The 11154-nt window shown below is 63.2% G+C and carries 11 protein-coding genes; all 11 read right to left on the bottom strand.

What is annotated here, in order from left to right:
• Nucleotides 1-4: 4 nt before the first annotated feature.
• On the bottom strand, nt 5-1198 hold the full coding sequence (gene trpB / locus AWB74_RS02910; RefSeq protein ID WP_061145202.1) for a tryptophan synthase subunit beta: 1194 nt from the start codon (nt 1196-1198) through the stop codon (nt 5-7).
• Nucleotides 1199-1246: 48 nt separating this feature from the next.
• Nucleotides 1247-1915, bottom strand: coding sequence for a phosphoribosylanthranilate isomerase (locus AWB74_RS02915; RefSeq protein WP_061145203.1), 669 nt, complete (start codon nt 1913-1915; stop codon nt 1247-1249).
• The gene (gene truA, locus AWB74_RS02920) at nt 1912-2715 is read right to left on the bottom strand and encodes a tRNA pseudouridine(38-40) synthase TruA (protein WP_061145204.1); all 804 of its coding nucleotides are present in this window, start codon (nt 2713-2715) and stop codon (nt 1912-1914) included. The genes AWB74_RS02915 and truA overlap by 4 nt, the downstream gene beginning before the upstream one ends.
• Before the next feature lies 1 nt (nt 2716).
• The gene (locus AWB74_RS02925; protein ID WP_061145205.1) at nt 2717-4747 is read right to left on the bottom strand and encodes a FimV/HubP family polar landmark protein; all 2031 of its coding nucleotides are present in this window, start codon (nt 4745-4747) and stop codon (nt 2717-2719) included.
• A gap of 147 nt (nt 4748-4894) precedes the next feature.
• A complete protein-coding gene (asd, locus tag AWB74_RS02930) occupies nt 4895-6016 on the bottom strand; it encodes an aspartate-semialdehyde dehydrogenase (RefSeq protein WP_061145206.1) in 1122 nt (373 codons plus the stop codon).
• 384 nt (nt 6017-6400) lie between these two features.
• Nucleotides 6401-7468 carry a 3-isopropylmalate dehydrogenase gene (gene leuB, locus AWB74_RS02935; protein ID WP_061145207.1) on the bottom strand — a complete coding sequence of 356 codons (1068 nt, stop codon included), beginning with the start codon at nt 7466-7468 and terminating at the stop codon, nt 6401-6403.
• 16 nt (nt 7469-7484) lie between these two features.
• Nucleotides 7485-8135, bottom strand: coding sequence for a 3-isopropylmalate dehydratase small subunit (gene leuD, locus AWB74_RS02940; RefSeq protein ID WP_061145208.1), 651 nt, complete (start codon nt 8133-8135; stop codon nt 7485-7487).
• 24 nt (nt 8136-8159) lie between these two features.
• The gene (gene leuC, locus AWB74_RS02945; protein ID WP_061145209.1) at nt 8160-9569 is read right to left on the bottom strand and encodes a 3-isopropylmalate dehydratase large subunit; all 1410 of its coding nucleotides are present in this window, start codon (nt 9567-9569) and stop codon (nt 8160-8162) included.
• Nucleotides 9570-9765: 196 nt separating this feature from the next.
• Nucleotides 9766-10137, bottom strand: coding sequence for a type II toxin-antitoxin system VapC family toxin (locus AWB74_RS02950; protein WP_061145210.1), 372 nt, complete (start codon nt 10135-10137; stop codon nt 9766-9768).
• Nucleotides 10134-10331, bottom strand: a complete 198-nt coding sequence (locus tag AWB74_RS02955; protein ID WP_061145309.1) for a type II toxin-antitoxin system VapB family antitoxin — start codon at nt 10329-10331, stop codon at nt 10134-10136. Before AWB74_RS02955 ends, AWB74_RS02950 begins: the two co-directional genes overlap by 4 nt.
• Nucleotides 10332-10467: 136 nt before the next feature.
• A partial coding sequence (locus AWB74_RS02960) for a citrate/2-methylcitrate synthase (protein ID WP_327361147.1) occupies nt 10468-11154 on the bottom strand: 687 nt, incomplete at its 5' end.

The raw sequence follows: 11154 nt of genomic DNA on the forward strand, positions 1-11154 counted from the left end.
TGGCTTAGAACTGGATGCCCGATCGCTCGGCGACCGTATGCATGTCCTTGTCGCCGCGGCCCGACAGATTGACGAGCAGCACCTTGTCGCGCGGTAGCGTCTTTGCGAGCTTTGCGCCGTAAGCAAGCGCGTGGCTCGATTCGAGCGCCGGGATGATGCCCTCGATGCGACAGCAGTCGTGGAAAGCCTTGAGGGCCTCCTCATCCGTGATGCCGACGTACTCCGCGCGACCCGCGTCTTTCAACCACGCGTGCTCGGGACCGACGCCCGGATAGTCGAGGCCCGCCGACACCGAATGCGTCTCGATGATCTGGCCGTCCGCGTCCTGCAGCAGATACGTGCGGTTGCCGTGCAGCACGCCTGGGCTCCCGCCCATCAGCGAGGCCGCGTGGCGGCCCGTATCGATGCCGTCGCCTGCCGCTTCGACGCCGATTAACCTGACGTCTTTATCGTCGATATACGGATAAAAGATGCCCATCGCGTTCGATCCGCCGCCGACGCAAGCGATCACCGCATCCGGCTGCCGGCCAGCCATTTCGGGCATTTGCACGCGACATTCGTCACCGATCACGCGCTGGAAGTCGCGCACCATCATCGGATAAGGATGCGGACCCGCCACCGTGCCGATAATGTAGAACGTGTTTTCGACGTTCGTCACCCAGTCGCGCATGGCCTCATTGAGCGCATCCTTGAGCGTCTTCGATCCGGATTCGACCGGCACGACCGTCGCGCCCAGCAGTTTCATGCGATAGACGTTCGCCGCCTGACGCCGCACGTCCTCCGCGCCCATGTAGACGACGCACTCCATGCCGAAGCGCGCGGCGATGGTCGCGGTCGCGACGCCATGCTGACCCGCGCCCGTTTCGGCGATGACACGCGGCTTGCCCATCTTGCGGGCGAGCAGCGCCTGGCCGATCACGTTGTTCACCTTGTGCGCGCCGGTGTGATTCAGATCCTCGCGCTTCAGATAAAGCTGCGCGCCGCCGAGCATTTCGCTCCAGCGCTTTGCGTGATAAATGGGCGAAGGACGGCCGACGTAATGCTTCAGCTCGTACTCGTATTCGGCCTGGAACTCAGGATCTTTTTGTGCCGCTTCATACGCGACGCGCAATTCATCGAGCGCGTGGATGAGCGTTTCGGAGACGAACACGCCTCCATACTGGCCGAAGTGGCCTCTTTCGTCTGGCAAGTTGTACATTGCGTCACTCTCTCGGTTACGCGAGCCGCTAGCGGGCTCACGTTCGAATCATCCGGCGTCCGCGGCGCGCACCGCGCGCACGAACGCCGCCATTCGGGCGGGATCCTTCACGCCCTTGGCGCCCGGCACTTCGATGCCGCTCGAGACATCGACCGCGTACGGGCGCACGCGCCGAATGGCTTCACTGACGTTTTGCGCGTTCAACCCACCACTCAAAACGGCCCGATGCCCGAGATCTGTTGGGATAAGTGACCAATCGAATACCTTTCCACCGCCGCCGAAGCCCTCGACGAGTGCGTCGAGCAGAATGCCGCCTGCGGCCTTGAATTCAAGAGACGATTCTATCAAATGGCTTGTTGACGCATCAGCCCCAATTCGCAGTGCGCGCCAATAGGATAAACCCGCAATTGCGGCCAGTTCTTCGCATCGTTCGGGCGTTTCATCGCCATGAAATTGCAGCAGCGACAGCGGGACGTTCGATGTGACTTCGCGGATCCACTCGGGCGTCGCGTTGACGAAGAGGCCGACCGCCGACACGAGCGGCGGCACATGACGCGCCAGTTCAACGGCCTGCGCGACGCTCACCGAGCGCGGGCTCGGAGGATAAAACACGAAGCCCACGGCGTCGGCGCCCAGCGCCACGGCGTGCTGCACGTCCTCGACGCGCGACAGTCCGCACAGTTTGATGCGGGTGCGATGCAAATCTTTTTCGATCATTTCGGCTCTGCCCAGATTGCGCTCCAAGGCATGCTGGCGATGTGCGGCGGCGGCACCGCGAAGTGTTCAGGATAACCGACCCCGGCCAGATACAGCCCGTCGGGCATGAAGGTCGGCGCGGCGGCGCGGCGGTCGCGAGCGGCGAGGACGTCGGCCATCCACGACGCGGGATGACGGCCGCGTCCGATCGCGACGAAGCATCCCATCAGATTGCGCACCATGTGATGCAGAAACGCATTGGCGCGAAACCGGAAGTGAATGAAGTCACCCTGCTCGCGAATGTCGATCTGATAGACGTGCTTCACGGGCGTCTTCGACTGGCAATCAGCGGCGCGGAATGACGAGAAATCGTGCTCGCCGATAAGGCACGCGACGGAATCGCGCATCGCATCGACGTTGAGGGGCGTGTGCACCCAGCCCGCGCGTTTCGCCAGCATGGGTGAACGCACCGGATTGACGTACAGAACGTAAAAATAAGTCCGTTCGAAGGCCGCGAAGCGCGCGTGGAAATCGTCGGGCATCGGCTTCGCCCACTGCACCGCGACCGTCTCCGGCAGGAATGCGTTCGTGCCGCGCACCCACGAAAAATCGGTGCGGTCGAGATCGGTATCGAAATGGACGACCTGGCCGATGCCATGCACGCCCGTATCCGTGCGGCCGGCGACCACGGTGGCGAGCGGCGTCTGCGCGAACTCGGCGAGTGCACGCTCCAGCTCGTTCTGCACGGTCTTGCCGTGCGGCTGCGACTGCCAGCCGCAAAACGCCGAGCCGTCGTACTGAATGCCTAAAGCAAGCCGCATCTCAGGAATGCGGAGCGAGCGTCGACAGAAGCGTGGCGGCCTGCTGGCGCGTCGCCCGATCGTTCGATTCGATGACTTCCTGGAGCAAGGTCCGCGCACCGGAAAGATCGCCCAATTCGATATATTCGGCCGCCAGTTCGAGCTTGTTGCGTGCGATCGTCGCCAGTTGCGCCCGCGTCAGCGCAGGTAGCGGCTCGGTTGCGTTCGACGCCTGCCCGCGATCGAAATCGAGACTGAGCGGCCCGAAGCGCGTCGCGCCGAGCCCGGCAACCGACGCCGCGCCAGCGGTGCCCGCTTCGATCTGCGCTGCGACCGACTGGCTTTGCGACTGCGAATTCATCGCGTCTTCGGGGCGGACGAAGGGCTGCGGAACGTGCGGGACGAATGGAACGTGTCCGATCGGCTGGATTGCTGCCGGCGGCGGCTCCAGCGCTGCTGGACGCGTGTCCTGCGGCGGCGTCGCGGGTTCCGAAATGGCCGGTGGCTTGATCGTCAACTCCATGCGCGGCGGCAGCTCCATTTCGAGCGAACCCAGCGCCTGAATCGCGTCCTGCGGAAATTTCGGCATCGGGAAACGATGCGGCGCCACGGGTTCTTCGTCCGGCGCGACGCCCGACTTTTCGGCTTCGCGCGCCGCTTGCTCCTCGATGTCGCGCTGCTCGGCGGCGCGCTGTTCAGCGGCTTGCTCTTCGGCAGCGCGCGTCTGGAGTTCGCGCAGTTCAGCCTCGCGCGCGATGATTTCGCGTGCGGCTGCCTCGCGCGCCAGCTCCTCGCGCTCGGTCACCTGACGCATCTCGGCTTCGCGCTGTCCGGCTTCACGCGCGGCCAGATCTCGCGCAAGCGCCTCGCGCGCGGCAGCTTCGCGCGCGCGGATCTCATGCTCTTCGGCTTCACGCGCCGCAGCCTGACGCGCTGCGGCTTCGCGCTCCTCGCTCTCCCATTTTTCGGCCTCGCGCCGGGCCGCCTCACGCGCGGCGATCTCGCGAGCGTGCTGCTCGTGCGGCTCCTGCAATTCGGCCCCGCTGACCTGCGCTCCGGGCGATGGCGGAACGAAGGCGGCATGCCGCGCAGCCGGCGCAGCGGGCGTGAGCGGCTCGACGGGCTTCGTTTCGGCCGCCGGTGGCGGTTCGCCTTCGGAGGAAGTCGCGCGTGCCCGGGATGCGTCCGCGCTTTCTGCATCTGGCTCCGCCTGACCGCGCGCAACGGCTTCGCCCTGAAGAGCGGCAGCGCCGCCCGCTGCCGCAGCCGCGCGCGCCTTGCGCATCGCTTCGTTGCGCCTGTCGGCGTCGGCCTGAGCTTCTTCGAGGCTTGCGAACGTCCGCGGCGCGCGATCGGCGTCTTCGGCTTTGACCGTACGCCGCTTGTTGCGCCGCTTCCGGAGCAGCAAGATGCCGATCAGCGCGACTACGATTGCGATGACAACCGGTGCCAGACCAATGGTGGCCGGCACCACGCCGCTGCCGCTGGCCGCCGCTGGAGCAGGCGCGCTCGCCGGCACCTCCGATGCGGGTTCGGCTACAGGCTGCGGCTCCGGCGCGGACGCGACGTTTTCCGGCGCGCTCGCCTGCGGTTCGACGGCCGAAGCCGCCGATGTTCCCTCCATCGCGCTCTCGGACGCTGGCGCGGCAGCCGCAGGCGCTTCGGTCGGGGCCGGCGTACTGGGTTGCGCCGCGGGAGCGGAAGGCGCCGCTGCGCCGCCCAGATCAGGCGGCACGATGAGCATCGCGCCGAGCTTCAGCTTGTTGATATCGTGACTGCCGAACGCGTTCGGATTGGCGTCGAAGAGCGCACGCGCCGCGCGCGCGCGAACATCGCGATCCTTCGATCCGGTGAGTTCGCCGGCGATATCGCTAAGCGATTGCCCCGGCTTGACCGCGTAAATTTGTTTGCTCGCCGCGGGAGCCGCCGGATCGCTGGCCTGGGCGAGCGCATCGCCGGGATTCGCCCAGAACGCCGCGCATACGGCGAAACCTGTCGCGGCGAGCGCCGCACGCGATGACGAAAAGCGGGACCGGCGAGGTCGTTGGATCATTGAGGCTCCGGGTGCGGCAAAAATTGAAACATACGGCCAAAACCGTCGGATGAGGACGGTTTTGCAACAAAAGGCACAAAAACAAAAAGCGCCGCGGAAACGCGGCGCTTTCGGGCATGACACGCGCTTCCAGGCGCGTAGTTTACTTTACTTGTCGAGCAGAATGCGCAGCATGCGGCGCAGCGGTTCGGCCGCACCCCACAACAGTTGATCGCCGACCGTGAACGCCGACAGATACTCGCCGCCCATCGCCAGCTTGCGCAGACGTCCGACCGGCACCGTCAGCGTACCCGTGACGACTGCGGGCGACAGATCGCGAATCGATGCTTCGCGCTCGTTCGGCACGACCTTCACCCAGTCGTTCGCCGATGCGAGGATGCCGTCCACTTCGTCCAGCGGCACGTCCTTCGTGAGCTTGATGGTGAGCGCCTGCGAGTGGCAGCGCATCGCGCCGATACGCACGCAGAGGCCGTCGACGGGAATCGAGCCCGGCGTGCCCATCGCCGGCTTGCCGAGAATCTTGTTGGTTTCCGCGCCGCCCTTCCACTCTTCCTTCGACATGCCGTTGCCGAGATCCTTGTCGATCCACGGAATCAGCGAGCCTGCGAGCGGCACGCCGAAATTGTCGACGGGCATGCGCTCGCCGTTCATTGCGGCGAGCACGCGGCGGTCGATGTCGAGAATCGCCGAAGACGGATCGGCCAGATCTTCCTTCGCCGAACCGTAGAGCACGCCCATTTGCTGAAGCAGTTCGCGCATGTTCTGCGCGCCCGCGCCGGAGGCGGCCTGATAGGTCATCGCGGTCGTCCATTCGACGAGGTTCTCGCGGAACAGCCCGCCGAGCGCCATCAGCATGAGGCTGACCGTGCAATTGCCGCCGATGAAGTCGCGGCCGCCCTTGACGAGCGAATCCTTGATGACGTTCAGGTTGACGGGATCGAGGATGATGACGGCGTCGTCCTTCATGCGCAGCGCCGAGGCCGCGTCGATCCAGTAGCCCTTCCAGCCCGCCGCGCGCAGCTTCGGATACACCTCGTTGGTGTAGTCGCCGCCCTGACACGTGATAATGGCGTCGCACTTCTTCAGGTCGTCGATGCTCGTCGCGTCTTTGAGCTTCGTCTCGTTTTTAGCGAACGACGGCGCGTTGCCGCCCGCATTGCTGGTGCTGAAAAACACCGGTTCGATCAAGTCGAAATCGCCTTCCTGCTGCATGCGTTGCATCAGGACGCTGCCGACCATACCGCGCCAACCAACGAGACCTACGTTCATGACTAACCTTTGACAGTGGACACTTCCCCGCATCTTTACCCGGCGTGGCCGCGCGGGGAAGACGCTCGGACACGACGGACGATCAGCGAATCGTGATCGTTTTGGCGGAAATTTTCGTAATGCGCGTTTTCACGACGCGTTTAATTGCGTCGATGCGCGTGCCGATGGCGAGTTCCGTCGCGACGGCGTTTGAGCCGTTTCCGATGGAATCCAGAGAGAATTGAGAGTTCTTCGCCATGACAAAAGAATATACACGATAACCCGATGTTTTCGTTACGCGCCTGCGGCATGCGTATGAAAATCGGGTGGATCGTGCATGAACATCGGCAAAAAGAGAGGATCGGCCGCTTTATTGCTTCGAACGGCCGATCGTCGTTCCGGCGCTTACAGCGCCTTCAGCACCGCATCGCCCATTTCCTTCGTGCCGACGACCTTGCCGTCCGTCGTTGCGATATCGCCGGTGCGGTAGCCTTGCTCCAGCACCTTCTTCACCGCGCTTTCGATGCGGTCGGCCTGCTCCGTCTTGCCGAGCGAGTAGCGCAGCATCATCGCGGCGGAGAGGATGGTCGCGAGCGGATTGGCGACGCCCTTGCCCGCGATATCCGGCGCGGAACCGTGCGAAGGCTCGTACAGGCCCTTGTTGTTCTTGTCGAGCGACGCCGACGGCAGCATGCCGATGGAGCCGGTGAGCATCGCGGCTTCGTCGGACAGGATGTCGCCGAACATGTTGCCGGTCACGACGACGTCGAACGCTTTCGGCGCTTTCACGAGTTGCATCGCGGCGTTGTCGACGTACATGTGCGACAGCTCGACGTCCGCATATTCCTTCGCGACGTCGATCATCGTGTCGCGCCACAGTTGCGACGTTTCGAGCACGTTCGCCTTGTCGACGCTCGTCAGCTTCTTCTGGCGCTTCTGCGCCGCCTGAAACGCGACGTGCGCGATGCGGCGCACTTCGGGCTCGGAGTAGCGCATCGTGTCGAAGCCTTCCTTCGCGCCTTCGAACGGACCGTCCGGCGCATCGCGCAGACCGCGCGGCGCACCGAAATAGATGTCACCGTTCAGCTCGCGGACGATGAGGATGTCGAGACCCGACACGATCTCCGGCTTCAGCGACGACGCGCCCGTCAGTTGCGGATAGCAGATCGCCGGACGGAAGTTCGCGAAGAGTTGCAGGTGCTTGCGCAGACCGAGAATCGCCTGTTCCGGACGCAGCGCGCGCTCGAGCTTGTCGTACTTCCAGTCGCCGACGGCGCCGAAGAGAATCGCGTCGGCTTCCTTCGCGAGCTTCAGGGTCGATTCGGGCAGCGGATGGCCTTGCGCCTCATAACCCGCGCCACCGACAGGCGCTTCTTCCAGCTCGAACTTCTCGCCGAGCGCATTCAGCACCTTGACCGCTTCGGCCATGATTTCCGGACCGATCCCGTCGCCGGGGAGCACTGCAATTTTCATCGTGTCTTCCTTTGATTTATCCGATCAGGCGGTTATTCAACCACGGCTGCTTCGCGAGGCGCTCCGCTTCGAACGCCTTGATCTTGTCCGCGTGACGCAGCGTGAGGCCGATATCGTCGAAGCCGTTCAGCAAACAGTATTTGCGGAAGCCCGGCACTTCGAACGCGTACTCGGTGCCGTCGCCGGTGCGCACGACTTGCGCTTCGAGATCGATCGTCAGCTGGAACCCGACGAACGCATACGTCTCGTTGAAGAGCTTGTCGACTTGCTGCTCGGTCAGCGCGACCGGCAAGAGGCCGTTCTTGAAGCAGTTGTTATAGAAGATATCCGCAAAGCTCGGCGCGATGATCGCGCGAAAGCCGTACTGATCCAGCGCCCACGGCGCGTGCTCGCGCGAGCTGCCGCAACCGAAGTTCTTGCGCGCGAGCAGAACGGACGCGCCTTGATAGCGCGGCTGATTCAGCACGAAATCCGGATTCAGCGGACGCTTGCTGTTGTCCTGGCCAGGCTGGCCGACATCGAGGTAACGCCATTCGTCGAACGCATTCGGGCCGAAACCGGTGCGCTTGATCGACTTGAGGAACTGCTTCGGGATGATCGCGTCCGTGTCGACGTTTTCGCGATCGAGCGGCGCGACGAGGCCGCTATGTACGGTGAATTTTTCCATGATCTTTCTCAGTGTCCCGGTCGATTAAGCGAGCTTGCGCACGTCGACGAAATGGCCTTCGATCGCGGCGGCTGCGGCCATTGCCGGGCTCACGAGGTGCGTGCGTCCGCCCGCGCCCTGACGGCCTTCGAAGTTGCGGTTCGACGTCGATGCGCAGCGTTCGCCCGGTTCCAGGCGGTCGGCGTTCATCGCGAGGCACATGGAGCAGCCCGGCTCGCGCCATTCAAAACCGGCGTTCGTGAAAATCTTGTCCAGACCTTCGCGCTCGGCTTGCGCCTTCACGAGACCCGAGCCCGGCACGACCATCGCAAGACGAATGTTCGATGCGACGCGCTTGCCGAGCGACTTCACGACATACGCCGCCGCACGCAAATCTTCGATGCGCGCATTCGTGCATGAGCCGATGAAAATCTTGTCCGGCTGGATCGATTCGATCGGCGTATTCGGCGTGAGCGCCATGTAGCTGAGCGCGCGCTCGATCGCGTCGCGCTTGACGGGGTCCTTTTCCTTCTCGGGATCGGGCACGCGGCCGTCGATCGACGTGACCATTTCCGGCGACGTGCCCCACGTCACTTGCGGCACGATCTCGGCCGCGTTGATCTCGACGACGCGATCGAACTGCGCGCCGTCATCCGACCTGAACTGACGCCAGTACTCGACCGCCTGATTCCACTCGACGCCCTGCGGCGAGTACGGACGGTCCTTCAGATAGTTGATCGTCGTGTCGTCGACAGCGACCATGCCGGCGCGCGCGCCCGCTTCGATCGCCATGTTGCAGACGGTCATGCGGCCTTCCATCGACAGCGCGCGGATGGTCGAGCCGCCGAATTCGATCGCGTAGCCGGTGCCGCCCGCAGTGCCGATCTTGCCGATGATCGCGAGCACGATGTCTTTCGCCGTGCAGCCGCGCGGCAGCGGGCCTTCGACCTTCACGAGCATGTTCTTGCTCTTCTTCTGCAAGAGCGTTTGCGTGGCCAGCACGTGCTCCACTTCCGACGTGCCGATGCCGTGCGCGAGCGCGCCGAACGCGCCGTGCGTGGACGTGTGCGAGTCGCCGCAGACGATGGTCATGCCGGGCAGCGTGGCGCCCTGCTCCGGCCCGATGATGTGCACGATGCCCTGGCGCAGGTCGTTCATCTTGAATTGCGTGATGCCGAAGCTATCGCAGTTGGCATCGAGCGTATCGACTTGCAGCTTCGACACCGGATCGGCAATGCCGTGCGAACGGTCGGTGGTCGGCACGTTGTGGTCGGACACCGCCAGATTCGCGCTGATGCGCCACACCGGGCGCTCGGCCAGCTTCAGGCCTTCGAAGGCCTGCGGGCTCGTCACTTCATGCAGCAGGTGACGGTCGATGTAGAGGATCGAGGTACCGTCCTCTTCCGTGTGGATCACGTGTGTGTTCCACAATTTGTCGTAGAGAGTCTGAGCCATGATGAGCGCTTTCGTGTGGGACTGCGGGGAAGGGTCGTTGTACGGCTTGTTGGACGATTATGCCACTTTCGCGTGCGGCGCGGGTACTAGGATGCGGGTAAAAACCCATTAAAAACAGTGGGTTATCGTAGTGGTCGTGGTACCCGGATGGGTAGTACCCGTCAATTGGCCGCGGAATCACCGAACCCGCACAGGGCTAGTGCTCCAACTTCGCCACGAGGCCAAGTTCGTCGGCGACGTTTTTCAGACGCTTGTCGCGCGTCCAGATTTGAATGCCTGGTTGCAGACGGGCAGACGCGAGAAGCGAAGTATCGACGTAGCCGATCCCGCGATTGAACAAGCGCTCACGCTCGATGAGGAAAAAGATTTCGTCAGGCGTCGCGACAGGCGCACTGGGTAAGTCTCTCAGTGCGCCGAGCACGCTTTGGCGATCACGAAGACTCCCAAGCGAGATTTCGCCGATCACGAACGGATGCGCCAGGACGCGCTCCTCGCCTAGCAGTTGCGCCAGCAACGGCTCGGAGGCATTGATGTGATCGATCCAGATCGACGTGTCGACAAGAATCATTCGTCCTCCCGCCGACGACGCGGTGCGCCTTCGATACCCGGCTGACTACCGCCTAGGTTGGCAAGTCTGCGCGCGGCTTCGCGCTGCACTAATGCTTTCAACGCTTCGCGAACGAGCGCAGATTTCTCCATCAAGCCCGTGTAGGCCTGAGCTTTTTCGAGTAAATCGTCGTCAAGTGCGATCGTGGTTCGCATGGCATCCTCCTTTTTAGGCATTTATTATAGCATCGTTTGATGCGAATATTCGTGCCATTGGCAGGACCAGCCGGAAAGCAAAAAGCCCCGGCGATCACTCGCCGGGGCCCCTCAAGCACTGAACCTTCTAAACCGCTTATCGCTTCGCCAGCGGCTTCACTTCACGCGGCGTCTGACCGATGAACAACTGACGCGGACGGCCGATCTTCTGCTCCGGATCGGCAATCATCTCGTTCCACTGCGCAATCCAGCCGACCGTGCGCGCCATCGCGAAGATGCACGTGAACATCGACGTCGGAATGCCCAGCGCGCGCTGCACGATGCCCGAATAGAAATCGACGTTCGGATACAGCTTGCGCGACACGAAGTATTCGTCTTCCAGCGCGATCTTTTCGAGTTCCATCGCGAGCTTGAAGAGCGGGTCGTCGTGCAGGCCGAGTTCGTTCAGCACTTCGTGGCACGTCTCACGCATCAGCTTCGCGCGCGGGTCGTAGTTCTTGTACACACGGTGACCGAAGCCCATCAGCTTCACGCCCGAGTTCTTGTCCTTCACTTGCTTGATGAACTCGGCGATGTTGTCGACCGAGCCGATCTCTTCCAGCATGTTCAGCGCGGCTTCGTTCGCGCCGCCGTGCGCCGGACCCCACAGACACGCAATGCCCGCCGCGATACACGCGAACGGATTCGCACCCGACGAACCTGCGAGACGCACCGTCGACGTCGACGCGTTCTGCTCATGGTCCGCGTGCAGGATCAGGATGCGGTCGAGCGCGCGCACGAGCACGTCGTTGACCTTGTACTCTTCGCACGGGTTCGAGAACAT

Source organism: Caballeronia arvi, from assembly GCF_001544695.2.
In the GTDB taxonomy this organism is placed as follows: Bacteria; Pseudomonadota; Gammaproteobacteria; order Burkholderiales; family Burkholderiaceae; genus Caballeronia; species Caballeronia arvi.

Bases quoted from the DNA above. Each gene is read 5' to 3' on its own strand.
- trpB (WP_061145202.1), bottom strand. From the start codon at position 1,198: ATGTACAACTTGCCAGACGAAAGAGGCCACTTCGGCCAGTATGGAGGC.
- AWB74_RS02915 (WP_061145203.1), bottom strand. From the start codon at position 1,915: ATGATCGAAAAAGATTTGCATCGCACCCGCATCAAACTGTGCGGACTG.
- truA (WP_061145204.1), bottom strand. From the start codon at position 2,715: ATGCGGCTTGCTTTAGGCATTCAGTACGACGGCTCGGCGTTTTGCGGC.
- AWB74_RS02925 (WP_061145205.1), bottom strand. From the start codon at position 4,747: ATGATCCAACGACCTCGCCGGTCCCGCTTTTCGTCATCGCGTGCGGCG.
- asd (WP_061145206.1), bottom strand. From the start codon at position 6,016: ATGAACGTAGGTCTCGTTGGTTGGCGCGGTATGGTCGGCAGCGTCCTG.
- leuB (WP_061145207.1), bottom strand. From the start codon at position 7,468: ATGAAAATTGCAGTGCTCCCCGGCGACGGGATCGGTCCGGAAATCATG.
- leuD (WP_061145208.1), bottom strand. From the start codon at position 8,135: ATGGAAAAATTCACCGTACATAGCGGCCTCGTCGCGCCGCTCGATCGC.
- leuC (WP_061145209.1), bottom strand. From the start codon at position 9,569: ATGGCTCAGACTCTCTACGACAAATTGTGGAACACACACGTGATCCAC.
- AWB74_RS02950 (WP_061145210.1), bottom strand. From the start codon at position 10,137: ATGATTCTTGTCGACACGTCGATCTGGATCGATCACATCAATGCCTCC.
- AWB74_RS02955 (WP_061145309.1), bottom strand. From the start codon at position 10,331: ATGCGAACCACGATCGCACTTGACGACGATTTACTCGAAAAAGCTCAG.